The organism is Corynebacterium sp. (assembly GCF_030532965.1).
GTDB lineage: Bacteria > Actinomycetota > Actinomycetes > Mycobacteriales > Mycobacteriaceae > Corynebacterium.
On the sequence record NZ_JAUNKC010000011.1, the window covers coordinates 12524 to 37990 of the forward strand.

26 protein-coding genes are annotated in these 25467 nt (G+C 54.8%); 23 read left to right on the forward strand and 3 right to left on the reverse strand.

Annotation, left to right across the window (positions count from 1 at the left end):
• Positions 1-120 precede the first annotated feature (120 nt).
• From Q4D85_RS06660 to Q4D85_RS06670, 3 genes are read left to right on the forward strand one after another with little or no spacing between them, the layout of a single operon-like run.
• Positions 121-1467, forward strand: coding sequence for a homoserine dehydrogenase (locus Q4D85_RS06660; RefSeq protein ID WP_303199134.1), 1347 nt, complete (start codon positions 121-123; stop codon positions 1465-1467).
• A 6-nt stretch (positions 1468-1473) separates the two neighbouring features.
• Positions 1474-2400, forward strand: coding sequence for a homoserine kinase (thrB, locus tag Q4D85_RS06665; RefSeq protein ID WP_303199135.1), 927 nt, complete (start codon positions 1474-1476; stop codon positions 2398-2400).
• A 24-nt stretch (positions 2401-2424) separates the two neighbouring features.
• Positions 2425-2844, forward strand: a complete 420-nt coding sequence (locus Q4D85_RS06670) for a hypothetical protein (protein ID WP_303199136.1) — start codon at positions 2425-2427, stop codon at positions 2842-2844.
• Between the two features lie 73 nt (positions 2845-2917).
• Here the strand turns inward: Q4D85_RS06670 and Q4D85_RS06675 are convergent, their stop codons facing one another.
• A complete protein-coding gene (locus tag Q4D85_RS06675; protein WP_303199138.1) occupies positions 2918-3625 on the reverse strand; it encodes a metalloregulator ArsR/SmtB family transcription factor in 708 nt (235 codons plus the stop codon).
• A gap of 159 nt (positions 3626-3784) precedes the next feature.
• The gene (locus Q4D85_RS06680) at positions 3785-5524 is read right to left on the reverse strand and encodes a long-chain fatty-acid--CoA ligase (protein WP_303199139.1); all 1740 of its coding nucleotides are present in this window, start codon (positions 5522-5524) and stop codon (positions 3785-3787) included.
• A gap of 556 nt (positions 5525-6080) precedes the next feature.
• Between Q4D85_RS06680 and rho the strand changes: the two genes are divergently transcribed.
• From rho to Q4D85_RS06765, 17 genes are all read left to right on the forward strand, one after another.
• Positions 6081-8066 (forward strand): transcription termination factor Rho, encoded by a 1986-nt coding sequence (gene rho / locus Q4D85_RS06685; RefSeq protein WP_303199140.1) that lies wholly within the window; start codon positions 6081-6083, stop codon positions 8064-8066.
• 3 nt (positions 8067-8069) lie between these two features.
• A complete protein-coding gene (prfA, locus tag Q4D85_RS06690) occupies positions 8070-9143 on the forward strand; it encodes a peptide chain release factor 1 (RefSeq protein ID WP_303199141.1) in 1074 nt (357 codons plus the stop codon).
• Positions 9140-10015, forward strand: a complete 876-nt coding sequence (locus Q4D85_RS06695; protein WP_303199227.1) for a HemK/PrmC family methyltransferase — start codon at positions 9140-9142, stop codon at positions 10013-10015. The genes prfA and Q4D85_RS06695 overlap by 4 nt, the downstream gene beginning before the upstream one ends.
• A 44-nt stretch (positions 10016-10059) precedes the next feature.
• Positions 10060-10710, forward strand: coding sequence for an L-threonylcarbamoyladenylate synthase (locus tag Q4D85_RS06700; protein WP_303199142.1), 651 nt, complete (start codon positions 10060-10062; stop codon positions 10708-10710).
• Entirely contained in the window at positions 10711-11910 is a 1200-nt protein-coding gene (locus Q4D85_RS06705) for an MraY family glycosyltransferase (RefSeq protein ID WP_303199143.1), read from the forward strand.
• A 47-nt stretch (positions 11911-11957) separates the two neighbouring features.
• Positions 11958-12419, forward strand: coding sequence for a hypothetical protein (locus tag Q4D85_RS06710; RefSeq protein WP_303199144.1), 462 nt, complete (start codon positions 11958-11960; stop codon positions 12417-12419).
• Positions 12420-12982: 563 nt separating this feature from the next.
• Positions 12983-13774: a F0F1 ATP synthase subunit A gene (gene atpB / locus Q4D85_RS06715; protein ID WP_303199145.1), complete on the forward strand. Its 792-nt coding sequence runs from the start codon at positions 12983-12985 to the stop codon at positions 13772-13774.
• Between the two features lie 95 nt (positions 13775-13869).
• Positions 13870-14115, forward strand: a complete 246-nt coding sequence (locus Q4D85_RS06720; protein WP_047261791.1) for an ATP synthase F0 subunit C — start codon at positions 13870-13872, stop codon at positions 14113-14115.
• 30 nt (positions 14116-14145) lie between these two features.
• A complete protein-coding gene (locus Q4D85_RS06725) occupies positions 14146-14715 on the forward strand; it encodes a F0F1 ATP synthase subunit B (protein WP_303199148.1) in 570 nt (189 codons plus the stop codon).
• Positions 14716-14720: 5 nt separating this feature from the next.
• Positions 14721-15539, forward strand: coding sequence for a F0F1 ATP synthase subunit delta (locus Q4D85_RS06730; protein WP_303199149.1), 819 nt, complete (start codon positions 14721-14723; stop codon positions 15537-15539).
• A gap of 61 nt (positions 15540-15600) precedes the next feature.
• Positions 15601-17229: a F0F1 ATP synthase subunit alpha gene (atpA, locus tag Q4D85_RS06735; protein ID WP_047261794.1), complete on the forward strand. Its 1629-nt coding sequence runs from the start codon at positions 15601-15603 to the stop codon at positions 17227-17229.
• A gap of 54 nt (positions 17230-17283) precedes the next feature.
• Positions 17284-18261 carry a F0F1 ATP synthase subunit gamma gene (locus Q4D85_RS06740; RefSeq protein ID WP_303199151.1) on the forward strand — a complete coding sequence of 326 codons (978 nt, stop codon included), beginning with the start codon at positions 17284-17286 and terminating at the stop codon, positions 18259-18261.
• Between the two features lie 3 nt (positions 18262-18264).
• Positions 18265-19707, forward strand: a complete 1443-nt coding sequence (gene atpD, locus Q4D85_RS06745) for a F0F1 ATP synthase subunit beta (RefSeq protein ID WP_047261796.1) — start codon at positions 18265-18267, stop codon at positions 19705-19707.
• A gap of 13 nt (positions 19708-19720) precedes the next feature.
• Positions 19721-20092: a F0F1 ATP synthase subunit epsilon gene (locus Q4D85_RS06750; protein WP_303199152.1), complete on the forward strand. Its 372-nt coding sequence runs from the start codon at positions 19721-19723 to the stop codon at positions 20090-20092.
• Between the two features lie 259 nt (positions 20093-20351).
• A complete protein-coding gene (locus Q4D85_RS06755) occupies positions 20352-20828 on the forward strand; it encodes a DUF2550 domain-containing protein (RefSeq protein WP_303199154.1) in 477 nt (158 codons plus the stop codon).
• 32 nt (positions 20829-20860) lie between these two features.
• Positions 20861-21556, forward strand: a complete 696-nt coding sequence (gene nucS / locus Q4D85_RS06760) for an endonuclease NucS (RefSeq protein WP_303199156.1) — start codon at positions 20861-20863, stop codon at positions 21554-21556.
• Positions 21557-21841 carry a hypothetical protein gene (locus Q4D85_RS06765; RefSeq protein WP_303199158.1) on the forward strand — a complete coding sequence of 95 codons (285 nt, stop codon included), beginning with the start codon at positions 21557-21559 and terminating at the stop codon, positions 21839-21841.
• 58 nt (positions 21842-21899) lie between these two features.
• Here Q4D85_RS06765 and mce read toward each other — a convergent pair whose 3' ends face one another.
• Positions 21900-22358, reverse strand: a complete 459-nt coding sequence (gene mce / locus Q4D85_RS06770) for a methylmalonyl-CoA epimerase (RefSeq protein WP_303199160.1) — start codon at positions 22356-22358, stop codon at positions 21900-21902.
• A 152-nt stretch (positions 22359-22510) separates the two neighbouring features.
• On the opposite strand from mce, the gene Q4D85_RS06775 reads away from it, so the two are divergent.
• The 3 genes from Q4D85_RS06775 (at position 22511) to Q4D85_RS06785 (ending at position 25461) form a co-directional block, all read left to right on the forward strand.
• Positions 22511-22822 carry an MTH1187 family thiamine-binding protein gene (locus Q4D85_RS06775; RefSeq protein ID WP_303199161.1) on the forward strand — a complete coding sequence of 104 codons (312 nt, stop codon included), beginning with the start codon at positions 22511-22513 and terminating at the stop codon, positions 22820-22822.
• A 90-nt stretch (positions 22823-22912) separates the two neighbouring features.
• Positions 22913-23860, forward strand: a complete 948-nt coding sequence (locus tag Q4D85_RS06780) for a tetratricopeptide repeat protein (RefSeq protein WP_303199163.1) — start codon at positions 22913-22915, stop codon at positions 23858-23860.
• An 11-nt stretch (positions 23861-23871) separates the two neighbouring features.
• Entirely contained in the window at positions 23872-25461 is a 1590-nt protein-coding gene (locus Q4D85_RS06785) for an ABC transporter substrate-binding protein (RefSeq protein WP_303199164.1), read from the forward strand.
• The last annotated feature ends 6 nt before the right edge of the window (positions 25462-25467 follow it).

Here is a 25467-nt window from a genome sequence, read left to right on the forward strand (position 1 = left end):
AATGTTGCGTGTTGCACGACGCACAGTAGCACTTATAGTTTTGTCGCATCTAAGGCGTCGTAACGCACAACAACGCCCTGGCGTACCAAATACAACCAACACATCACCTTTGGGAGCACCATGACCGAGCAACAAAAACCATCAACATTCAACCCCGGCAAAGGCGCAGGTTCTGCCGTCGGCGTTGCAATTTTAGGCTATGGCACCGTTGGCTCCCAAGTGCTGCGACTGATGCTGGAAAACGCCGATGAATTCGCGCATCGGGCAGGCGGTCCGTTAGAGGTGCGCGGTGTAGCAGTTTCCAACGTCGAAAAGCATAAAGGCAGCCTTGCCGACGCCAAAGGTTTGCTTACCGACGACGCCCGCAGCCTCATCGCCCGCGACGACGTCGACCTTGTTGTCGAGGTCATCGGCGGTATCGACTACCCACGCGAGCTGGTGCTTGCGGCGCTGCGCAGCGGTAAATCCGTCGTCACGGCGAATAAAGCCCTGGTTGCAGCCCACTCGGCCGAATTGGCCGAAGCTGCCGACGCGGCGGGCGTGGACCTTTACTTCGAAGCAGCAGTCGCTGCCGCGATCCCGGTGGTCGGCCCGCTGCGCCGCTCCCTGGCCGGCGATCAAATCACCAAAGTCGCAGGTATCGTCAACGGCACCACCAACTTCATCCTCGATGCGATGGATTCCACTGGTGCTACCTACGAAGACGTTTTCGCCGAAGCAGACCGGCTCGGTTACGTCGAAGCCGACCCCTCCGCCGATGTCGAAGGACACGATGCCGCATCGAAGGCAGCCATCTTGGCTTCACTTGCCTTCCACACCCGGGTAACCGCTGACGACGTGTACTGCGAAGGCATTACCAAGATCAGTGCCGCCGATATCGATGTGGCTAAGTCTGCCGGGTACACCATCAAGCTCCTGGCAATCTGTGAACGTCTCGTTGACGACAACGGCAACGAATCCGTCTCCGCCCGAGTACACCCCACTCTCGTACCACGCAGCCACCCGCTGGCGAGCGTGAATAAGAGCTTCAACGCAATCTTCGTCGAAGCTGAAGCGGCTGGGCGGCTGATGTTCTACGGCAACGGCGCAGGCGGAAACCCAACCGCTTCAGCGGTGTTGGGCGATATCGTTGGCGCTTCCCGCAACAAGGTTTTCGGCGGCCGTGCACCTGGTGAATCCACCTACGCGAACCTACCGATCGCCGACTTCGGCGATGTTCCTACCCGCTACCACATCGACATGAACGTCGAAGATCGGGTAGGTGTTCTTGCGGAGCTCACCCAAATCTTCGCCGCCCACGGCATTTCGCTGCGCACCGTACGCCAAGAAGAACAAGAAGAAAGCGCCCGGTTGCTGGTTATCACTCACACGGCCCGGGAAGCGGACCTTTCCGCCACCGTCGCAGCACTTGCCGAAACCTCTGCCGTGCTCAACGTCAATTCCGTCATTCGACTCGCAGGAGAATAGCCAGTCATGCCCATCGAATTGCCAGTCGGCAAGAAAGTGACCGTCACGGTTCCCGGTTCCTCCGCCAACCTGGGGCCCGGATTCGACACCCTCGGCATGGCCGTATCCATCTACGACACAGTGGAAGTAGAAATCATTCCGGCTGGGCTTGAAGTGGAAGTGTTCGGCGAAGGGCAAGGGGAATTGCCGCTCGACGGCTCCCACCTGGTAGTTAAAGCGGTTCGGTCGGGGCTCAAAGCAGCCGATGCCCATGCACCGGGACTCCGAGTAGTCTGCCACAATACGATCCCGCAATCGCGAGGCCTGGGATCGTCGGCCGCCGCCGCCGTCGCAGGGGTGACCGCCGCCAATGGTTTGTGTGATTTTCCGCTGACCGACGAACAAGTGGTGCAGCTGTCCTCGGCATTCGAAGGGCATCCCGATAACGCGGCCGCCTCGGTGCTCGGAAACGCGGTGGTGTCGTGGACGGAAATCCCAGTTGATGGCCGGACGGAACCACAATATAAAGCGGTGAGCATTCCGGTTCATGACTCGATCACCGCGATCGCGCTGGTTCCGGATTTCCACGCATCCACGGAGGCGGTGCGGCGGGTATTGCCCTCCGACGTGACCCATATCGATGCTCGTTTCAATGTTTCCCGGGTCGCAGTGATGACGGTCGCGTTGCAACATCACCCGGAACTGTTGTGGGAGGGAACGCGCGACCGCCTGCATCAGCCGTATCGGGCGGACGTGCTCCCAGTCACCGCCGAATGGGTCAACCGACTGCGCAATCGTGGCTACGCCGCCTACCTGTCAGGTGCGGGCCCCACCTGCATGGTGTTGACGACCGATCCGATAGATGCCGCTATACTTGACGACGCCCGCGCCGCCGGGTTGCGAGTCATCGAACTAACCGTCGCCGGGCCGGTAGAAGTAACGGTCGAAACCTAAAACTATACGGAGAGAATACAACCTATGCTGCGCAAACTAGCCATCACCGTTATTGTTTTGCTCGCCATCGGTGTGGGTTCGCTCGTATGGCTTTTTGGCTCTAGCGACTCCCTCGAAAAATATTTGGGGGAGCGATCCGTAAAGACGCAAGTGATGCTCAAAGACGTCCTGCGTGGGGCAGATCGCTACGTTATCGCCTGCCCCAACGTCTCCGAAGCGGAAATCGCCGCGGTTATCAGCGACAACTACAAGTTGAGCGTTCCGGAAGGCGAGAACTATATTCTCAGCATTACTGGTGGCGCGATAAAAACTCTCACATACGATCAGGCGGCGATTGATCTATGCTCTGAATCTGCGGGCCCACGTATGTGGGAGGTAGCACCCGACCAAGTGCTGACATTCACGCAACCAGAACAATCCGCCAAGTGGGTCCTGCAACCATAACCTAGGGTCTACAAGAAAAGAGCGGCCGCCTTGAAATACAGGTGGCCGCTCAACGTTTGCGCACTGTACAGAATTATTTTTCAGTTTCGACTTCTGGCTCAGTTATGGAAATCATGCATTTACCGTTTTCCATCAACGGCTGCAGATCGATCCGAAGCGGCGAAAGATTACGGTGGTGCTGCAACATCCCCTGATGGATATCGCACATGAAATCACCAAGCTCGCCTTCATCATTGACAAAGGGGCACGAGTGCATGCAGACGTCAACGTGATGGCTGTTCTTAGCATCCCGCTTGATCTCCGGATCAAACCCCATCTGCTGGAGGTGCCCACATAAGGAACGAACGGCATCATTGATATTGTCGGCGTTGAAGCCGTCCTCTATCATTTTCTCGCCCCACTCCTGCCCAATCCGCTGGGCAAGTTTATGGGCTTGTTCTTGATCTCCCTCGCCCAAGTACTTGGACATAACATTGATTAAGGTGAGATACTCATTAGCCACCGTGCGGTTATCCGGGATGCGGAGCCGATAAATCAACGACGGGCGACCTCGTCCGGTTGCCGGTGCAGTCTCGGCAAAAATAGCCTTGCGTTCCACAAGCTCATCAAGGTGGCCCCGGGCGGTATTAATGTGCATCCCTAAGGTTTCAGCAACCTGGGAGACCCGCGCCCCATCCGGAAAATTATTGAGAACATCTAAAACGGCGCGCTGTTTAAGGCTAAGACTCAGCGATTCCGGGAACAGCTCAAAAGCTGGGCGGGGCCGTGCGGGTTTTGTCATGTGGTGCGCTCCGAGAAGAAATGAGAGAAAAATAATAAGTGGCTATGGTGTTTTAAACAAAGTACTGCATTTTGTTTGGGTGTGCATTAATTTTGGATGAAATCAACCTAAAGTTTAGACATTTTACAAGCAGAAGCCACTTAAGGGGTGAAATGGGGTCTAGTCGGCATTCTCAATTGCCGAACGCTGCCCCGGCCCCTGAAGTTTAATCACCTCAAAATCCCCATCGGCAAGGTGCTGGCGCAGGTCTATTTTGTCGAATTTGCCCACCGAAGTCTTATCAATGGAATCAACAAACGTCCAGTACTCGGGGAGCATCCACGAGGGGAAATTCTTTCGTAACCTATCCCGCAACCGTTCCGCCGTTTCCTTATCGCGCGAAATTCCGTCAGCGACAACCGTTACCGCCAATGGGCGCTCACCCCACTTGGGGTCGGGATAGCCGATAACAGCACATTCCACCACAACCGTCGCCGCCATGATTTCATTTTCTAACAATGCCGAATAAATCCACTCGCCGCCAGAACGAATAACATCCCGGGCTCGATCGTGAATGGTCAAGAACCCATCAGAAGTAACAGACCCGACATCGCCGGTCCGGAGCCAGCCATCAGTGGTGAACTGCTCGGCGGCATCGTCGACTGGTTCGTTGCGGAATGTACTCGCCACACCACCAGCTTCCGTGGTTGGGGAGTGATAATACGATCCGGTGACCCAATTGCCCCGAACCTGGATCTCTCCTTGATTGCGGTCGGTCGCGGCGACTACTTCGCCGTCGTTAACCACCCGATACTCCAGCGATGCGGGGAATCTGCCTTGGCTGATGCGATACGCTTGGCGCGCCTCACCCGACACCCCAGCAGGTGGCCGGGCTACCGTCCCCACCGTCGAAGTCTCCGTCATTCCCCAGACGTGCACGATATCCACGCCGTATCGTTCCTCCCACAGCTGGATCAAAATGGGCGGCACCGCGGAGCCACCAGCGTAGATCTCCTGCAGACTCATCCGATCCGGCGGATTATGCATGTAATGCACCATGAGCTGAATCCAAATGGTCGGAACGCCATGTGCCACCCGCGGGTGACAGGTCGCGATCAGATCGGCCAACCCGGCAGGGGAGACATCCGCGCCGGGGAAGACGAGTGGGGCACCCGACATGAACGCCGCCACCGGAACGCCCCACGACAAAACGTGGTAAATCGGGACGCAGCATAAAAATGACTGGCCGTGGCTGATTGCAAGCGAATCGGTGGTTCGCAAGCTTAGCGATTGCAAGTACAAGGAGCGGTGGGAATACGCAACGCCCTTGGGTGCGCCGGTGGTGCCGGTGGAATAACACAATGCGGCTGCGGTGTTTTCGGCTAAGACTGGCCAATGGTAAATGGTGGATCGGCCGTCGAGAAGCGACTCGTAGGAATAGCACCGCACGGTTTCCGGCAGGAACTTGGCCGGGGCGGAAACATCTGAGCGGCCGATGAACACCACGGCCTCGACGCTGGGGCAACCATGGGAAAGAATTTCGCCGAGTTGTTTCGCCAGGCGTTGATCGGCGACGATAACTTTGTCTTCCGCGTGATTGATAATGTGCGCGATTTGGTCATTCATCAATTGCTTATTCAGCGGATTGAAAACCGCGCCCTTGCACGCAACGGCGAATAACACCTCCAAATGTTCAGCGCAATTATGCATGAAGGTTGCTACTCGCTGGTCACCGGTGATCCCTAATTCGTCGTTAAGCGCATGGGCGAAGGCAGCTGCCCGCGCCGCAATATCCGCGAATGTTGTCTCATGGAGCCGATCGGCTTCCCACGTGGTAACTTTTGTCGAACCGAACGCTGTAGCGCCATGGTTGAGGATACGTGACAGGTTAAGCGGCAAATCCTGCATCGTTGAAAGCATGCCCTAAACTCTAGCTAAGGTTCTGTGGTTTTAGCAGGATCTCCCCAATAAAGCGGTGGTTTTGCTTGCTAATTGGGTCACATCACCGATATTTATCGCGCTAACTTTTTTACCGGGGGTTTATGTTGCGCTACACTTAAGGTACGAGTTTTCTATAGTTGGTAAAACGAAAGCGCAACACATTCGATTAGCGTGAGTATTCAACTCCTTCACATCACTTAAAGGTTTCATTATTTAATCGACATGCGACGACTGTTTACAGGTAGCGATTGTGTGCTTGAGCGTCATTTCAAGTCGAGCGAATGTTACCCACCTTTTCGGTGTGAAACACGGAAAACTTGCTGTTTCAACTGCCTAATACGCTTTTAGGCTGTGAAAGTTTTGGTTCTCGTGCGGTCTTTTTCGTAGGTTTCTTGAAAAGATGCACAGACCATCAGATTAAATTACACATGGGAGCTTCCAGCTGAACCAAGCCGCGCGACATGTTTGTGGCTACTAAAACCACTACTAACGGCTTTTTGTTGTTCCAGCTGGTCAAGCCAATGAAAGGACATCTGTGACCACAACAGATAATGGCGCACCACGTAATCTCGTTGCAATGCGTCTGCCCGAGCTGCGGAAACTGGCAGCTGACATGGGGCTCAAAGGCGTATCAGGACTGCGTAAAGGTGAATTGATCGCCACCATTAATTCTGCATCGGCGGGGGACGCGACACCGGAGAAGCGTGCTTCTAAATCTTCAGCTCCGGCAAAAACTGCCGCGAAGGAAGCCCAAAACCAACCGGTTGCTGGTGAAGAATCCAAACCGCGCCGTCGACGCGCGACCAAAGCATCGATGGCCGCTGAAACGACAGTCATCGAAGACGAAGCACCTGCTGCAGCAGCGGAACAAACTAAGCCGCGTCGCCGTCGGGTGACCTCTCGGCAAGCTGATGCTGAACAAGAACAAAACGTAAATACAACTGAATCACGGGCAGATTCCGCAACTACCGATGCTTCGGACTCTGCTGAATCCGCTGGTTCTTCTGAGGACAACGACAACCAGTACGGTTCCCGCTCCGCAGCGCGACGCGCTCGCCGGAACCGGGCACGTCGGGAAGCCCGGGAAAATCGTTCCGGACGTCGGACAGACAACGCCGATGGCGATGCCGATTCTGCGCCGGAAACCCCTACCGCGCCGGAGACCAGCGACAATGCTGAGGTGTCCGAAACCGAACGCTCGGAGCGCCGCGACCGGGGAGACCGGAACGACCGCCGGGAGCGTGACGACGACCGCCGGGGTCGGCGTGGGCGTCGGAACCGCCGGGGCCGTGACCGCGATGGCGACGGTTACGAAGGCGAATCCCGCGAGCAGCGTGAAGAGCAATTACAAGACGTCGCAGGCATTCTGGATGTTGTTGACAACAACGTCGCATTCCTGAGGACATCCGGCTATCATTCCGGCCCAGCCGATGTGTACGTCAATAACCAGATGGTGCGTCGTCTCGGACTTCGCTCCGGTGACGCCATCGTCGGTGCAGTTCGTATGCACGACCACAGCGACAACCGGGGCGGGTATAACCGGGGTCGCAATCGGCAAAAGTACAATCCATTGGTGCGGGTTGATTCCGTCAATGGCATGACCGTTGACGAGGCAAAAGCACGCCCAGAATTTGCTAAGTTGACTCCGCTGTATCCGAATCAGCGTCTGCGCCTTGAAACCGAACAAAAGGTTTTGACCACCCGGGTTATTGATCTAATCATGCCGATCGGCAAGGGGCAGCGCGCGCTTATCGTATCGCCGCCGAAGGCTGGTAAGACCACGATTCTGCAGAACATCGCGAATGCCATTGCCACGAATAACCCAGAGTGCTATTTGATGGTTGTTTTGGTCGACGAACGGCCGGAAGAAGTCACCGACATGCAGCGCAGCGTCAAGGGCGAAGTGATCGCTTCTACCTTCGACCGCCCACCATCAGAGCACACCGCTGTTGCGGAACTCGCCATTGAGCGGGCAAAGCGCCTGGTTGAACAGGGCGAAGACGTTGTTGTTCTGCTGGACTCGATCACCCGATTGGGCCGGGCCTACAATAACTCGTCGCCTGCTTCTGGCCGTATTCTTTCCGGTGGTGTTGATTCCAATGCGTTGTACCCGCCGAAGCGGTTCCTCGGTGCTGCTCGAAATATCGAAAACGGTGGCTCGTTGACCATCATCGCTACGGCGATGGTTGAGACCGGTTCCGCTGGCGATACCGTGATCTTTGAGGAATTCAAGGGCACCGGTAATGCGGAACTCAAGCTGGATCGGAAGATCGCTGAACGTCGAGTGTTCCCAGCGGTCGATGTTAATCCTTCCGGTACCCGTAAAGATGAATTGCTGATGCCGAAGGAAGAGGCGCAGGTTATGCACAAACTTCGCCGGATTCTGTCCGCGTTGGATAACCAGCAGGCCATCGATCTTTTGATCAAGCAGTTAAAGAAGACCAAGAACAACCGCGAGTTCCTCATGCAGGTCGCCTCGTCTGCCATCATGAACACCGAAGATGGCGAGGAGGTTGAGTAATTGGTGGCGAACCAAGTATCTGCGGTTGACGATATCGTCTCCGAATACCAGGGCATTGAAGCCCAAATGGCGGATCCGGAGACGATGGGCGATCAAGCGCTATTTCGGAAGCTGTCGAAGCGCTACTCAGAGCTGCAACCGATCATTCGGGTGAATAATAAGCTGGTTCAGGCGCGCGACGACCACGAAGTCGCAGCGGAAATGGCCTATGAAGATGCAGAATTCAAGGCCGAGGCGGAGCGGCTCGCTGGCGAGATCGTCGAACTTGAAGAACAGTTGGCTGATCTCCTTGCCCCTCGTGATCCGCATGACGGTGACGATATCGTCATGGAGGTCAAGGCGGGCGCTGGTGGTGAAGAAGCCGCGTTGTTCGCTGGGGAATTGGTGCGCATGTACCAACGCTATGCCGAAAAGCACGGCTTTAGCACCGAAGTCCTGGATTTGTCCGAATCCGATCTGGGCGGGGTGAAGGATATGACGTTATCCATTCGCTCGAAGCAGCCATCGCGGGACGGCGCCTGGAGTGTATTCAAATTCGAAGGCGGCGTCCACCGCGTGCAGCGGGTTCCGGTGACGGAGTCGCAGGGTCGGATTCAAACCTCGGCAGCTGGTGTTTTGGTCTACCCGGAACCGGACGAGGTCTCCGAGGTAGAGATCGACGAAAAAGACCTGCGGGTGGACGTGTATCGTTCCTCCGGTAAGGGCGGTCAGGGTGTTAATACCACCGACTCGGCGGTGCGTATCACTCACCTTCCGACTGGCATCGTTGTTACCTGCCAGAAGGAACGCTCCCAGATTCAGAATAAGGCGCGTGCTATGCAGGTGCTCGCAGCCCGGCTGCAGGCTCTCGCGGAGGAGCAAGCAGAGGCGGAAGCTGCGGAAGGCCGTGCGGCTCAGATTCGTACTTTGGATCGTTCGGAACGCATCCGTACCTATAACTGGCCAGAAAATCGCATTTCCGATCACCGGATTGGGTACAAAGCCAACACTTTGGATTCCGTGCTCAATGGCGACTTGGAAGATTTATTCACCGCGTTGCGTAATGCGGAGCGCGCCGCCCGCCTGGAAGCGGAATAGTTTCCGTGCGGGAAATCCTACGATCTTCTCAAGCCACTCTCGCTGCGGCGGGGGTGGCTTCGCCGCGTAACGACGCCCAGCTGATTGCGGCTGAGCTGTTAGATATCGAGCCGCTAGCCGTTCCGATGTTCAGGCTCACGGATTTGCCCGAGGATAACCAGGCAGAATTCCTTTCGGCTTTTGCGTCGGCGATTCAGCGGCGCGCCGAACGGATCCCATTGCAACATATCCTCGGCAAGGCGTGGTTTGGTCAGGTGGAACTGGCAGTCGGGTCTGGGGTATTCGTTCCCCGACCGGAAACAGAACTCATGGCGGAGTGGGCTGTTAGCCAATTAAAGCGCCGATATAGGGGCGAACCGTTGGTTGTGGTTGATATGTGCACCGGCTCCGGGGCCATCGCGGCGTATATCGCGACCGAGCTTTTCGACGCCAACCTGCCCGCGGCAATCCACGCCGTCGAGATATCGCCAGAGGCGGCGGCTTATGCGAAAACCAATCTGGAACGATGGCAGGTTGAGGTGATTATCGGTGATGCCGGTGACATCGCGACCTATCCGCCTGAGCTGATTGGTCAGGCGGATTTGGTGATCAGCAACCCGCCATACGTTCCGGAAACTTTGGAACTCGACCCGGAGGTGTATCACGATCCACATATGGCCGTGTTCGCCGGAACGACCGGGATGACGGTGATTCCCCGCCTGGCGGGGGTCGTCGACAAGCTATGTGCCCCGGGTGGGTTGACCGCAATTGAACACGATGACACCACGCAGCCCGCCGTTATTGATTGCCTGGCGGAATACGGGTTTGCACAGGTTGTTGGCCATAATGACTTCGCTGGGCGACCCCGATTTGTCACAGCGACTAAGCTATAACCGCATCTCGCAATAATCGCGACCACATGGAGGAAGATTAAACCGTGAGCAGAATCTACGACTGCGCCAACGCTGACACTCGTGCTGCCGGAATTAAACAAGCCGTTTCGGCGGTCACATCTGGTCGTCTGGTCGTTCTGCCAACCGATACCCTTTACGGACTCGGCTGCGATGCTTTCGACAACGACGCGGTGAATCGACTGTTAAATACCAAACAACGTGGACCGGACATGCCAGTGCCTGTCCTGGTCGGAAGCTGGGAGACCGCACGCGGTCTTGTTCATTCCTATGACCAGCAACTTCGTACTCTCATTGAGGCGTTTTGGCCTGGCGCACTCAGCATCGTGGTGCCGCAAGCACCATCGCTGATGTGGAATCTCGGCGATACCAATGGCACTGTCATGCTGCGGATGCCGCTGCATCCGGTCGCCATCGAACTCCTACGGGAGACTGGCCCTATGGCCGTGTCGAGTGCCAATATCTCGGGCCAACCACCAGCAACGACCGCGGCGATGGCGAAACAACAGTTAGGAACTGCAGTCAACGTCTACCTTGATGGCGGCGAATGCGCAGAAGGAGTCGCCTCGTCAATCATCGACCTTTCGGGGCCTCAGCCTCGACTGCTGCGGGAGGGAGCTATCTCCGCAGATCGTATCGCTAGTGTGTTGAAGGTAACCCCAGAAAGCCTGAAATAAATGGGCACGGGGGTTGCGGGCGTCCCGCTGCGCGAATTAGGACTTATAGTTCTGGTCGCTGCTGCGCTAACCTACCTCACCACTGGACTCGTGCGACACAGCATGGTTCGGTCTGGTCAGGTCGGAGAAATTCGGGAACGAGACGTCCACTCGATTCCGAAACCACGGCTGGGTGGAGTCGCCATGTTTTCCGGCTTTGTCGGCGCAGTCTTTCTTGCCGACCAGCTTCCAGCCTTGACTCGGGGGTTTCAGCCGATAACGCCTGAGATGAATGCGGTGCTGTGGGGTGGTTTCGTCATTGTCATCGTCGGCGTTCTTGATGATCTTCTTGAGTTGGATGCGTTGACCAAAATAATCGGCCAAGTCCTCGGCGCTGTAGTCATGAGTTTATTGGGCCTTAATTGGACCCTGTTGTTCGTGCCCTTTGGCGGCGGAACCACGTTATTGCTCGACCAATTCTGGTCGGTACTAATCACGGTGTTTTTCACGGTCACCTTGATTAACGCCATTAACTTCGTTGATGGGCTCGATGGCTTGGCCTCCGGGTTGGGAATGATCGCCGGTGGAGCAATTCTCATCTTCTCACTCACCATTTTGCACGACCAAGGCGGAATGGTTTCTGCCTATCCACCGGCAATCATCGCCGCCGCTTTGGTGGGGATTTGTGCGGGATTTTTACCCCATAACTTTGAGCCAGCTCGTATCTTCATGGGGGATTCTGGTTCGATGCTAATCGGCCTGCTTCTGGCGGCGGCATCTACATCCGCGAGCGGAAAGATCAATATGGGCTTATACGGTGCAGTGGATATGGTGGCGTTGATGTCGCCCATCATCGTTGTTTTTGCCGCCGTGTTTGTTCCATTGCTTGATCTATTCCTAGCCGTGGTGCGTCGATTAAAGAACGGTAAATCGCCGTTTAGCCCGGACAAGATGCATCTACATCATAGGTTGCTGTCGTTGGGGCACACTCACCGGCGAGTGGTGCTCGTTTTGTACCTGTGGGTTTCGGTAGTGGCGTTCGGCGCGGTGAGCTTTTCTATCATTCCGCCGACAGTGGCAACCGTAAGCTTTATCATCGCCATCGTCGTGGCGACCATCGTTACGAGCGGTCCGGTTCGACGCGCACGGGTAGAAAACCCGCCGCCGACGATGAAGGTGGTGCGGCACCGGCCGCCGCGAACGTCGAAAAGCGAATCGTAACTATAAGGTTTAGCCAAAGCTTTGGGGGTTGGGTAGAATCGCCCGGTGTGACTAGCAGCAACAACAATTCCGATCACGACGTTTTATCAACCACCGATTCGGACTCGCCATACGACGATCAACGGCGTCCGCTTTTCCGAGCCCTGAAATTTGGCTCGGTAGCGTTGGTCATTATCACCATCATCTCTCTCGCCATTTGGGGCTCGATCCGGGATTTACCAGGAATTTTAGGAGTGCTCGTCGGGGCGGCGATCGGCGGTGGTTTCGTACTTTTGACCGTCGTTAACGTCCTGATTACCGCTAAGACGAATGCCTCTGTAACTGGTGCGGTGGTGTTGGGCGGCTGGTTGTTGAAGATTGTTGTTGTCTTTATCGTTCTGTATTTCCTTAAAGACAAAACCTTCTATGACCCAATTGCATTGTTTGTCACGGTCGTTGTTTCGCTGGTCGTGGTGTTGGGGACCGAGGTTTACGGAGTTATCACCTCGAAGGTCACATATATTAGTTAACTGACATCCTATTTACTGGTTAAATCCCACCCATATAAAGCTTGCAATGTGTAGCTGTGCGGTGGGAATTTTTTCTTTCATGCCCCCAACAGGGGAGAGTCGGGCAGGGGTGGGAAATCTGGTTGGGACGGAAGGTTCGCAGATAGTGATACCTTTTAATGGGGTTGATCAATCAGGACGATGCGCGCGGCAAGCGCCGCGAAAACATAAAAACGGGAGTTTTAGGGGTAATAAAACTACCCCCGCGGGATTTTGTGATAAAGCTTACAATTAGACGTTCTTCCCTGTTCAGTGGGGGTTGATTGAGATGCTGATTATCGGGGGTGAATTACCCCTAGAAACATGTGGGAAATATTGGGTTTAGGCTGCTAGTCTAATCGGTGGGTTTATTTGGAATATTCGCAGCCTTGTGGGATATTCCGACAATTGTCCCCTGTGATCGCCATGCTGATGTGCGACGGAGTCCGTGGTGGTCGCAGAGAGTTTATAGACGTCCATCGCACCGTGGCTTTTGACTTAAAGTCGCGGCCCGAACACGGGAGAGAACGCTGAGCGTTACAACTTTGTCCTTCAAGGGTGAGTTCCACGCACCCTCGCTCGGACACGAATTTTTCCCGGATGCCCTGTGGTTCGCCGATGTGGCGAATGGCTGGTTCACAATCGACCGTCTGATGTTCGTCCGCCTGTTAATGGCAGCGATTCTAGCTATTTTCTTCCTCGTTGCAATGCGGAACCCGAAGCTGGTTCCTTCAGGCTTGCAAAACGTTGGCGAAATCATGCTGGATTTCGTTCGAATTCACATTGCTGAAGAAATCCTCGGCAAAAAGGAAGGTCGCCGATTCCTGCCGGTTTTGGCAACCATCTTCTTTGTCGTGTTGTTCATGAATGTGCCTTCGATTATTCCGTTTCTCAATATCTCGCCGAACGCACGAATTGGTATGCCATTAGTGCTGGCGCTGGTCGGATATATCGCCTTCATTTACGCAGGTGCTAAGCGTTATGGCTTTTTCAAGTACGTGAAGAGCTCCGTGGTTGTTCCAAATATCAACCCGCTTCTTCACATCTTGGTCATTCCGCTGGAGTTCCTCTCCACGTTCATCTTGCGTCCTGCCACGTTGACCGTGCGTCTCATGGCAAACATGCTTGTTGGACACATCATCTTGGTACTGCTGTTTTCTGCTACAAACTTCTTCTTCTGGCAGCTCAACGGTTGGACCTCGATGTCCGCTATCACAATCATTGCGGGCATTGCGTTCACACTCTTCGAAATGCTGGTTATCTTCCTGCAGGCGTACATCTTCGCCCTGCTGGTAGCCGTCTATATCGAATTGTCCCTGCACGCAGACGAACACTGACCTAAGTGCATCCAATCGGATCACCAAGTCTTACACAAACCAAAACTCATAGCTCAACACATGCGTTGGGCAACTAGAAAGGGAACGACACTCTCATGAACGAAGTCATTCTGGCTCAGGAAGCTGCGCAAGCAGGTATCAGCGGTTCCATCGCTACCGTAGGTTACGGCCTGGCAACCATCGGCCCAGGTTTGGGTATCGGCATCCTCGTCGGTAAGGCTCTCGAGGGTATGGCACGTCAGCCTGAGATGGCTGGCCAGCTGCGTACCACCATGTTCCTAGGTATCGCCTTCGTTGAGGCTCTTGCCCTCATCGGTCTCGCTGCCGGCTTCATCCTCTAATACCCAACGACACACGAAAGCAAGAGATTCATGACGAACGTCATCAACATTATGGCAGCCGGAGGCGAATCCCTCCCGCTGGAAGAGCAGCCAAATGTTCTTCTGCCAGCTGCATACGACATCGTCTGGTCCCTCGTTGTGCTCGTTGTTATTGGGCTTCTTTTCTGGAAGCTCGTTCTCCCGAAGTTCCAGGAAGTCCTGACCGAGCGTGAGGACCGGATCAAGGGCGGCATCCAACGCGCCGAAGCTGCACAAGCTGAAGCAAAGGCAGCCCTTGAGAAGTACAATGCTCAGCTCGCTGAAGCCCGCGCTGAAGCAGCAGAGATCCGCGAGGAAGCACGCCAAAAAGGCAAGCAGATTGAAGCTGACTTGAAGGCGAAGGCTACCGAGGAGAGCGCCCGCATCATCGAGTCCGGTGAGAAGCAATTGGCAGCACAACGTGAGCTGGTTGTCGAAGAGCTTCGCCGCGAGATGGGACAGAACGCTATCAATTTGGCTGAACGCCTCATGGGCGAGCAGCTGTCAGAGGACGTCAAACGTTCCGGCACTATTGATCGCTTCTTGGCCGAACTCGACACCGTAGCCCCAGCAGGAAAGTAGGCACCATGCACGCAGCAAGCCGCGACGCATTGGCGTATGTATCTGAATACCTCGACAAGTCACTGTACGAGTCAGGTAACGCCGTAGCTGTTGCCGCCCAGACTGGCAGCGAACTGTTCAGCATCGTGGACACTCTCGACGGTGACCGCACCTTGCGGATCGCAGTCGCAGATTCCGCGCTTAAATCCGAACAACGTTCCGGTCTGGTTTCTGCTGTGTTCGCCGGTAAGGTTTCCCAATTCACTCTCGAGTTGCTTATCGTTGCAGCTCGTCAAGTGTGGTCCACCCCACGGGAATTCCGTGCAGGTTTAGTGGAATTGGGACGCCGCGCACTCCTGCGGTCCGCAGACAAACAAGGTCAACTCATGCAGGTAGAGGAAGAACTCTTCCGGCTATCTCGGCTCCTAGACAAGGAACCACAATTGACTTTGCGTCTCGACGACCGCAGTGCGGATCGTGCCGCTAAGCGCGACCTGTTGGCGAAGGTGCTGTACGGCAAGGTCACTGCGGTGACAGAAGCCCTCGCACTTCAAGTTATTGGCCGCCCAGAAAACAACGCAATAGACGACATTGACGCACTGTCGCAGTTCGCAGCATCCTTGCGGGACTGTGAAGTCGCCTACGTTGTCTCTGCAGCGCCGCTCAATGACACACAGAACCAGGCACTGGCAACGAAGCTAGAGCGCATCTATGGTCGTGCGATGTCCATCCACTCTGAGGTTGATCCCAGCCTCCTCGGTGGCATGGTTATCCGCGTTGGCGACGAATTGATTGACGGCAGCACCTCGGGCAAACTCGAGCGGCTGCGCGCTAACCTCGTCTAAGACACGACTTTTTAAATAAACGAAGTAATTGCTGGAATAAACTACCGAGAGCAGGAAGAACATGGCGGAGCTTACGATCTCCTCCGATGAGATCCGTAGCGCGATTGCGAACTACACCTCGAGCTACTCCGCGGAGGCCTCCCGTGAGGAGGTCGGCGTGGTCATTTCCACCGCTGATGGTATTGCCCAGGTATCTGGTCTTCCATCTGTAATGGCAAATGAGCTGCTCGAGTTCCCAGGCGGCGTTATCGGCGTCGCACAGAACCTTGACACCGACCGCGTCGGCGTCGTGGTCCTGGGTAACTACGAGACACTTAAAGAAGGCGATGAAGTAAAGAGGACTGGCGACGTTCTCTCCATCCCGGTCGGCGACAAGTTCCTCGGCCGCGTCATCAACCCACTGGGTCAGCCTATCGACGGCCTGGGTGCCATCGAAGCTGAAGAGGACCGTGTCCTCGAACTGCAGGCACCTTCCGTTCTGCAGCGCCAGCCAGTTGGTGAGCCAATGCAGACCGGCATCAAGGCTATTGACGCCATGACCCCAATTGGTCGTGGTCAGCGTCAGTTGATCATTGGTGACCGCAAGACCGGTAAGACCGCTGTCTGCATCGACACCATCTTGAACCAAAAGGCAAACTGGGAAACCGGCGATAAGACCAAGCAGGTGCGCTGCATCTACGTGGCTATCGGCCAGAAGGGTTCCACCATTGCCGCAGTGCGTAAGACTTTAGAAGAGCACGGCGCGCTGGAATACACCACCATCGTTGCAGCTCCTGCATCCGATTCCGCTGGCTTCAAGTGGCTGGCACCGTTTGCCGGTGCAGCTTTGGGTCAGCACTGGATGTACCAGGGCTACCACGTGCTGGTGATTTACGATGATCTGACCAAGCAGGCTGAAGCTTACCGTGCTATCTCCCTGTTGCTGCGTCGTCCACCGGGCCGCGAGGCTTACCCAGGTGACGTCTTCTACCTGCATTCCCGCTTGTTGGAGCGTGCTGCAAAGCTTTCCGACGACATGGGCGCAGGTTCCATGACCGCACTGCCGATCATCGAAACCAAGGCAAACGACGTTTCCGCCTTCATTCCTACCAACGTGATTTCTATTACCGATGGTCAGGTGTTCTTGGAGTCCGACCTGTTCAACCAGGGTGTCCGCCCAGCTATCAACGTTGGTGTATCGGTGTCCCGTGTTGGTGGTGCAGCTCAGACCAAGGGCATGAAGAAGGTTTCTGGTTCCTTGCGTTTGGATCTTGCTGCTTACCGCGACTTGGAAGCATTCGCAACGTTCGCTTCCGACCTCGACCCAGCCTCCAAGGCACAGCTCGACCGCGGCGCTCGCCTGGTCGAACTGCTCAAGCAGGCTGAAAACTCACCACAATCCGTCGAACACCAGATCATTTCCATCTGGCTTGCGGGTGAGGGCGAATTCGACAACGTTCCCGTCGAAGACATTCGCCGCTTCGAGGCAGAGCTGCACGACCACCTGCACTCATCTGCCCCAGAGGTGTATGAGCAAATCGCCGGTGGCGCCCAGCTCTCGGAAGAATCACAGAACACACTCATCGCTCAGACCGATGCTTTCAAGCGGTCCTTCCAGACCACCGATGGCACCCCGGTTATCAATGAGGCTGAGGTAGATGCCTTGCCTGCTGAGCAGGTCAAGAAACAAACGCTGACGGTCAAGAAGTAACGAATGGTTCTTACTAAGATGACCCATCAAACGAAAGGAAGGAGGCGTTAAGATATGGCTAGTCTTCGCGAACTACGTAACCGTATTCGTTCGGTCAATTCGACGAAGAAGATCACAAAGGCTCAGGAGCTGATCGCAACTTCGCGCATCACCAAGGCCCAGGCCCGCGTGGAAGCTTCTGAACCCTACGCCACCGAAATCCACAAGGTGATGGAACGTCTGGCCTCAGCAAGTTCACTCGACCACCCGATGTTGCGCGAACGCGACAACGCCAAGCGCGCAGCTATCTTGGTTGTCTCCAGTGACCGTGGCATGTGTGGCGGCTACAACTACAACGTTTTCAAGAAGGCAGCTGAATTAGAAAAGCTCCTTACCGAAAAAGGTTACGAAGTAGTTCGCTACATTACGGGCAACAAGGGCGTTGGCTACTACAACTTCCGTGGCGGCAACTACGCAGGTGCATGGACCGGATTTTCCCAAGATCCAACATGGGCTGGTACTCACGCAGTTCGTCGGCACCTCATTGATGGCTTCCTGGCTGGTTCTGATGGCACCGCGAAGTATCGCGAGGGTCTCAATTCTGAGGAAGGCGAATCAGTTCAAGGTTTCGATTCTGTACACATCGTGTACACCGAATTCGAATCTATGCTGACCCAAACCCCACGTGCTCACCAGCTTCTGCCAATCGTGCCGGTTGTGGAGATCGAGGAAATCCCGCAAGGCGAAGGCATTTTGGATAATGTCGGCGAGCCTGAGCCAGATTATGAGTTTGAACCAGATGCAGACACCTTGATGGAAACATTGCTTCCGCAGTATGTGTCGCGCACCTTGTTCGCAATGTTCCTTGAAGCTTCGGCTTCGGAATCGGCTTCTCGTCGTAACGCGATGAAGTCTGCTACTGACAACGCTACTGAATTGGTCAAGGACTTAAGTCGTGTGGCTAACCAGGCGCGTCAGGCACAGATCACCCAGGAAATCACAGAGATCGTCGGTGGCGCTGGTGCGCTCGCCGAAAGCGGAGAAAGTGACTAGATTATGACCACAGCTCTTACAGAGCAGAACACGCAGCAGGCTGTTGCCGGCCGCGTCGTGCGCGTCATCGGTCCGGTCGTCGACGTGGAGTTCCCGCGCGGCGAGCTACCGGCCCTGTACAACGCGCTGACTGTCGAGGTCACCCTCGAAGCAGTCGCTAAGACCATTACCCTTGAGGTTGCTCAGCACTTGGGCGATAACCTCGTGCGTACCATTTCGATGGCACCTACCGACGGTCTTGTCCGTGGTGCTGTTGTAACTGATTCCGGCAAGCCAATCTCTGTGCCAGTTGGTGACGTTGTTAAAGGCCACGTCTTCAACGCATTGGGGGATTGCTTGGACGAGCCAGGTTTGGGCCGCGACGGTGAGCAGTGGGGCATCCACCGCGATCCACCACCATTCGACCAGCTCGAAGGTAAGACCGAAATCCTCGAAACCGGCATTAAGGTTATCGACTTGCTTACCCCTTACGTTAAGGGCGGTAAGATCGGTCTCTTCGGTGGTGCTGGTGTGGGTAAGACCGTTCTTATCCAGGAGATGATTACCCGTATCGCCCGCGAATTCTCCGGTACTTCCGTGTTCGCTGGTGTGGGTGAGCGTACCCGTGAAGGTACCGACCTCTTCCTCGAAATGGAAGAGATGGGCGTGCTTCAGGATACCGCCCTCGTCTTCGGCCAGATGGACGAGCCACCAGGAGTCCGTATGCGCGTCGCGCTGTCCGGTTTGACCATGGCGGAGTACTTCCGCGATGTCCAGCACCAGGACGTGCTTCTGTTCATCGACAACATCTTCCGTTTCACCCAGGCAGGTTCTGAGGTTTCGACCCTTCTCGGCCGTATGCCTTCTGCTGTGGGTTACCAGCCAACCCTGGCTGACGAAATGGGTATCCTCCAGGAGCGTATTACCTCCACCAAGGGTAAGTCGATTACCTCGCTGCAGGCCGTGTACGTCCCTGCTGACGACTACACCGACCCTGCTCCAGCAACCACCTTCGCTCACTTGGACGCGACTACCGAATTGGACCGTGGCATCGCATCGAAGGGTATTTACCCAGCTGTGAACCCACTGACCTCCACTTCTCGTATTCTCGAACCAAGCATCGTTGGTGAGCGTCACTACGAAGTGGCTCAGCGAGTCATCCACATTCTGCAGAAGAATAAGGAACTTCAGGACATCATCGCCATCCTCGGTATGGACGAACTGTCCGAAGAGGATAAGATCACCGTTCAGCGCGCTCGTCGCCTAGAGCGGTTCTTGGGCCAGAACTTCTTCGTGGCGGAGAAGTTCACGGGTATCCCAGGTTCCTATGTTCCATTGAGCCACACCATCGACGCTTTCGAGCGCATCTGCAACGGCGACTTCGACCACTACCCAGAGCAGGCCTTCAACGGCTTGGGTGGCCTGGACGATGTTGAAGCTGCATACAAGAAGATGACCGAAAAGTAGGGGAGGCGAGCACATGGCTGACGTCACCGTTGAACTGGTTTCGGTGGAGCGTATGTTGTGGTCGGGTAAGGCCACGATCGTTACCGCACAAACCACCGAAGGTGAGATCGGTGTGCTGCCTGGCCATGAGCCATTGCTCGGTAAACTTGTCGAGAATGGCGTCGTGACTATTCGCCCGACCGAAGGTGACAAGCTGGTTGCCGCAGTGCAAGGCGGGTATCTCTCCGTCGATAAGGAAAAAGTCACTATCCTGGCGGATTACGCGATCTGGGCTGATGAGGTTGATGCCTCGCAGGCTGAGTCGCTGCTGCAGGATAGCGATGAGGATATCCGAGCACGTGCTGAGGCTGAGCTAAAGGCAGTCCGCAGGAGCGCGGAGTCTTAAAGTCTCATTTCCTTGAGACTTTGAACTTCGGCCAGCGGTTTAGATTGACCCCCATTTCCACACAACCCTAACGGGTGGTGGAAATGGGGGTCATTCCTTTGACGGATATTGGGCTATCAATATAATCGGGATTTTTCGTGCAATTGATTTGCGGAGTAAACTTTGCGGATATACGAGCAACCTTAAAAACTCCAGTCTCGTTTTGTGTAAAAGCGTGTGAGTGGGCGACAAAAATCCAGCGGTGTGAGGGGTGTAGTGAATGTCAACCGTCATGTGGGTTACAGCAGCGTATTGGGGGTTGACTGCGGTTTTGCTCGTCGTCGTGGGGTTGGGGGCTTATCGGTTTTTTCGAATTCGCTCAAGCGGAATTCCGGTGATTATGCGTCGCATGCCAGCCGAAGGCAATCATGGTTGGCGCAATGGATTATTGCGCTATGCCGGTAAAGAAGTGAAGTTTTATCAGATTAGGTCCTTAAGCCCAGCCGCCGACGCAGTTTTCGACCGTTATGAGGTTGAACTGAATGGTCAACGAGACTTAAAAGAACACGAAGCCCCCTTTGTACCGTTTGATACCCCTATCACCATGTTTAGTCACAACGGGGTGGAGTACGAAGCACAAATGTCCACCCACGGCCGTATGGCTTTTGTCTCATGGGTGGAGGCGGCACCGGATTCACGCACCGATAAGATCAGCCCGAGCGAGTTAAAACGCCGAATGCGTCACAAGAATCACTAACACTGGTTGTAATTCGACTACGCTTGTTCAGCATGCGCCTTGTTATTGCTAGATGTTCCGTTGATTACGTGGGTCGCCTGGAAGCGCACCTGCCGTCGGCCGATCGGTTATTGATGGTGAAAGCGGATGGCTCAGTGTCCATCCACGCCGATGATCGTGCCTATAAGCCGTTGAATTGGATGACGCCGCCGTGCACGTTGACGGAGCTTGATCGTCCAGAGAATTCAGGCGGTTCGGAAGAAATGGCTGCCTTTTGGATAGTTGAGAATAAGAAAGGCGAGCAGTTACGGATAACTCTGGAAGCCATCCATTCCGATCTATCCTATGATCTGGGCGAAGACCCTGGTCTGGTCAAGGACGGCGTAGAGGCACATCTTCAAGAACTCTTGGCGGAGCATATTGAAACGCTCGGTGAAGGATATGACCTGATTAGACGCGAGTACCCGACTCCAATCGGACCGGTGGACATTCTTTGTCGTGATGGTGGGGGTGGCACCATTGCCGTCGAGGTCAAGCGGCGAGGTGGGATAGATGGCGTCGAGCAATTGAGTCGGTATCTGGAATTGTTAAATCGCGATCTTCTCCTGGCTCCGGTGGAGGGGATTTTCGCTGCCCAGGAGATTAAACCTCAAGCACGCACATTGGCGGAGGACCGTGGTATCCGTTGCGTTGTCTTGGATTACGATTCGCTGCGGGGAATCGAGTCGACGGAATTGCGGTTGTTTTAGATGGCGCGAAAGAATCGACGTCGGGAAGAGACCGCACGGACATTACCAGCAGATGGTGCCAGCTACCTAGGGGTTCGTGAGGTGATTGGTCCGAGCTGGACGAATGGCGCTACGTTCTTAGTCCGGCGGATTGGCAGCCATGCTGCGGTGAAATTTTACGTGTGCCCGGGGTGCAACCAGAATATTCCGCCGGGGATTGCTCATGTGGTGGCTTGGCCGAAGGATTATGGCCGCGGTGCTGAGGACCGGAGGCATTGGCATTCGCCGTGTTGGGAGCGTCGATAAGCACAACAAAAAGTTCCTTGGAATTCTTCCGAAGAAGCCCAAGGAACTTTTCTAACTATTAGGCGACAGGTTGGGTGATTTCGAGAAGCACGCCGCCTGCATCTTTAGGATGTACAAAGTTGATCTTTGCTCCGCCGGTACCGACCTTTGGTGCTGGGTAGAGCAGTCGAACGCCTTGTTCTTTCAAGTGCTCGGACAGTGCGTCAATATCAGAGGTGCGCAGGCACATTTGCTGCAGGCCTGGGCCCTTCTTCTCGATGAACTTAGCGATGGTTGATTCTTCATTTAGGGGTGCTAGCAGCTGAATCATGCCGTCCGTGGTGCCGAGGTTTTTCGGCCCGATCATCGCTTCAACCACGCCTTGTTCCTCGTTGGTTTCTTGGTGGTGGTTGACCCAACCAAAAGCGGAGCGGTAGAACTCGATCGCAGCATCAAGATCAGGGACGGCGATACCGACGTGATCTAAACAAATGACAAGTTCGTGGGGGATTTCAATTGCAGAAATGTCATGACTCATAATCGCCATAGTAGTAGTGCGCAGGCGGATATGCTTACCGTAGAGCTGTGAAAAATCTCAAATATTCATAGCTGCCGAATTATCGAGATAAAAAGCTTGGTATTCCTTACCCCAGAACGCACCATGGGCAGAACCAGATACAATCAAAAACCATGATCGTTGCTTTTTCCGTCGCCCCCACAGAAGTTCCCAATGCCGAAGCCGAAATGAGCGAGGCCGTCGCCGCTGCAGTGAAAATTGTGCGTGAGTCTGGTCTACCCAATGAGACTAATGCGATGTTTACCCTGATTGAAGGGGAGTGGGACGAAGTTATGGCGGTGGTAAAGGCTGCTACGGAGGCGGTACTGGCGGTGTCACCGCGGGTGGGGTTAGTCCTTAAAGCGGATATTCGCCCTGGCGTTTCGGGGCAATTACGCGGCAAAGTGGAATCCGTGGAGCGCCACCTTTCTGGTTTCGAGAAATAAATAGTGTAGTGGCGCTTGGTTTTGGGTATTCTGCCACTATAGAAAACTTCTTTCCCGCACGTAATAGTTCGATTGATAAAAGGATCGTTTGTGACTCTTCCTAATTCCACCCCTAACCGTTTCGTCGCTGGTGCCATCGATTTGGGAGAAGTAAAAGCCCGGGCAGAGGCGCGTGCCCAGGCAGAAGCGCAGGCCGCAGCGAAGAGCAGCGGTGCCGCTGGGGGTGGGGTAGAGCTCGTAGCAACATTAACGATGGAAAACGTCGAGGACGAGCTAATCAAACGTTCTGCCCAAGTGCCTGTCATTGTGTTGATTGGCACCCCGCGCAGCCCAGATTCAGAGCAATTACAAGCGGATTTTAGTGTATTGGCGAACAATGCTGGTGGTGCGTTCGTGTTTCGCTATATCGACGCCGATGCGACGCCGCAGGTAGCGCAGATGTTCGGAATATCAGGGCTGCCAACCGTTGTGGCTTTGGCGGCGGGACAACCGATCGCAAATTTTGAAGGCGGGCAACCGACAGCCGCGTTGCAGCAATGGACTGATGCCGTTGTTGCTGCCGTTGCTGGTCAGCTTCCGGGACTGCCCGCAGCAGCTGAGCCTTCCGACGGTTCGGAATCACCGGAGGATCCGCGTTTCGCTCCAGCGACGGAGATGCTAGGCGCTGGTGATTTTGCGGGAGCGATTGAGGTATACGAGTCGATCCTTGCACATGAACCGAAAAATGCCGAGGCACAAGCTGCGCGCGATAACGCCCGATTGCTATTGCGGCTGCAGCAGGCCGATCGCGATACCGATCCGATCGCAGCAGCGGATGCAGAACCGCACAATATCGAGCGGGTTTTCGCAGCAGCTGACGCCTTGATCGCAATGGGGGATGCGGAAGGAGCATTCGGGTGGCTGATTACAGCACTGACCCAGATTCCTGAGGAGAAGGCGCGCATTCGCGATAGATTATTGGAACTATTTGCGCTTTTCGACGCCGCCGACGCCCGCGTTCTCAAGGCCCGCGCGCAAATGGCAAACGCGCTGTTTTAGCTTGGTGAACCATGCGTAAGTATTTACAGACTGTAGCGGTAGTAACCGCAGTTGCAACAAGTGCTTCGTTATTGACTGCCTGCTCGGTGTTTGAACCGGACATTGATCCGTGTGTTGTCCAGGTTAATGGTGAAGAACCGGAGGCGCGCGTTACGCCAGGAATGACTCGTGATGCGGCGGGCTTCCGAATTTTGAAGATGATCTCTTCCGGCTTGGTGCATTTAGACACCGATAATAATGTCGCTATGGATCTGGCTAAATCGATCGAAAAGACGTCACCAACGACATATGTCGTTGAGCTACGACCAGGTTTAAAGTTCTCTGACGGTTCTCGCATTACTTCCCGTAGCTTCGTCGATTCGTGGAATTTTATTGTCGCTACTGACGAATTGAATGCGGAGTTTTTCCAGCCTATCGCAGGCTTTGCGGAAAAAACGCCGTCGATGCGGGGGTTGACCGTAACGAGCGACACTCGTTTCACGATCGAATTGTCACAGCCCACACCGGATTTCCTGATGCAATTAAGCCACCCGGTTTTTGCCGCGCAGCCAGCATCTGCGCTTTCGGCGGATCAGAAATTCACTCTCACTCCGGTTAGTAGTGGGCCTTACGTGGTCGAGACATGGGTGCGCAATCAATCGCTTAAACTGCGAGTGAATCCGGAGTATACCGGCCCCCGTAAGCCCGAGAACGATGGGGTGACAATGAGTTTCTTCATCGGTCGAAAACTACCGTTCGAAGAATTGCAACGCGGCACCCTCGATGTTTTCGATAGCGTCAATGGTTCTGATATCAAACAAGCGCACAAGGAGTTTGAATTCTATAACAAGCCTGGCGCTGCTGTTTTGGAGCTCAGCATTCATTCCGAAACTCCGCATTTTCAGGGGACGGAAGGAAAATTGCGTCGTGAAGCGATTTCCTTGAGCATCGATCGGGACAAGATTGCCAAAGAAACATTGAAAGGTACGTTCGTGCCTGCGTATTCATTCGTGCCCCCGGGAATCCCAGGTGTGGACGAATCGATCGGGGTGAAAAGTTACGACCCGGAGCGCGCCCGTGAACTGTGGGCACAAGCGGATTTGATAAATCCCTTTGATTTCGAAGTTCCGGTGCATTACAACTGGGATTCTGGGGACAATCGTGCATGGGGGCCGGAGGTTGCGCAGCAACTCAAGAAAACCTTGGGCATTAATGCGTTCCCGGAACCGGGTTCGGACCATGCCAGGTTCAGGTATGACTACCATGACGTCCGGTTTAATGGCGTATATCGCACCGGTTGGCGTGCTGATTTCCCATCCATTCGTAATTATTTGGAAAATAACTACGCTTCTGATGGGGTATCGAACGACACCAAGTATTCGAACCCGCACGTTGATGAACTGCTTAAACAAGCTGATGCTGCGCAGTCTGAAGAAGAAGCGATGGCTTTGTACAACAAGGCGCACGAGCTTATTGTCGCTGACCTCCCGGCCATTCCGTTCTTATATCCGGCAGTCACTGCCGCTTGGACTTCCAGAGTCTCCGATGTCGGTTTTGGCTTTGACACTTTGCCGGAATACCACCACATTAAAATCGATGATAATCGATGTAAGAAATCGTAGATCTTT

Bases quoted from the DNA above. Each gene is read 5' to 3' on its own strand.
- Q4D85_RS06660 (WP_303199134.1), top strand. From the start codon at position 121: ATGACCGAGCAACAAAAACCATCAACATTCAACCCCGGCAAAGGCGCA.
- thrB (WP_303199135.1), top strand. From the start codon at position 1,474: ATGCCCATCGAATTGCCAGTCGGCAAGAAAGTGACCGTCACGGTTCCC.
- Q4D85_RS06670 (WP_303199136.1), top strand. From the start codon at position 2,425: ATGCTGCGCAAACTAGCCATCACCGTTATTGTTTTGCTCGCCATCGGT.
- Q4D85_RS06675 (WP_303199138.1), bottom strand. From the start codon at position 3,625: ATGACAAAACCCGCACGGCCCCGCCCAGCTTTTGAGCTGTTCCCGGAA.
- Q4D85_RS06680 (WP_303199139.1), bottom strand. From the start codon at position 5,524: ATGCTTTCAACGATGCAGGATTTGCCGCTTAACCTGTCACGTATCCTC.
- Q4D85_RS06705 (WP_303199143.1), top strand. From the start codon at position 10,711: ATGGGCACGGGGGTTGCGGGCGTCCCGCTGCGCGAATTAGGACTTATA.
- Q4D85_RS06720 (WP_047261791.1), top strand. From the start codon at position 13,870: ATGAACGAAGTCATTCTGGCTCAGGAAGCTGCGCAAGCAGGTATCAGC.
- Q4D85_RS06725 (WP_303199148.1), top strand. From the start codon at position 14,146: ATGACGAACGTCATCAACATTATGGCAGCCGGAGGCGAATCCCTCCCG.
- Q4D85_RS06730 (WP_303199149.1), top strand. From the start codon at position 14,721: ATGCACGCAGCAAGCCGCGACGCATTGGCGTATGTATCTGAATACCTC.
- atpA (WP_047261794.1), top strand. From the start codon at position 15,601: ATGGCGGAGCTTACGATCTCCTCCGATGAGATCCGTAGCGCGATTGCG.
- Q4D85_RS06740 (WP_303199151.1), top strand. From the start codon at position 17,284: ATGGCTAGTCTTCGCGAACTACGTAACCGTATTCGTTCGGTCAATTCG.
- atpD (WP_047261796.1), top strand. From the start codon at position 18,265: ATGACCACAGCTCTTACAGAGCAGAACACGCAGCAGGCTGTTGCCGGC.
- Q4D85_RS06750 (WP_303199152.1), top strand. From the start codon at position 19,721: ATGGCTGACGTCACCGTTGAACTGGTTTCGGTGGAGCGTATGTTGTGG.
- Q4D85_RS06755 (WP_303199154.1), top strand. From the start codon at position 20,352: ATGTCAACCGTCATGTGGGTTACAGCAGCGTATTGGGGGTTGACTGCG.
- nucS (WP_303199156.1), top strand. From the start codon at position 20,861: ATGCGCCTTGTTATTGCTAGATGTTCCGTTGATTACGTGGGTCGCCTG.
- Q4D85_RS06765 (WP_303199158.1), top strand. From the start codon at position 21,557: ATGGCGCGAAAGAATCGACGTCGGGAAGAGACCGCACGGACATTACCA.
- mce (WP_303199160.1), bottom strand. From the start codon at position 22,358: ATGAGTCATGACATTTCTGCAATTGAAATCCCCCACGAACTTGTCATT.
- Q4D85_RS06775 (WP_303199161.1), top strand. From the start codon at position 22,511: ATGATCGTTGCTTTTTCCGTCGCCCCCACAGAAGTTCCCAATGCCGAA.
- Q4D85_RS06785 (WP_303199164.1), top strand. From the start codon at position 23,872: ATGCGTAAGTATTTACAGACTGTAGCGGTAGTAACCGCAGTTGCAACA.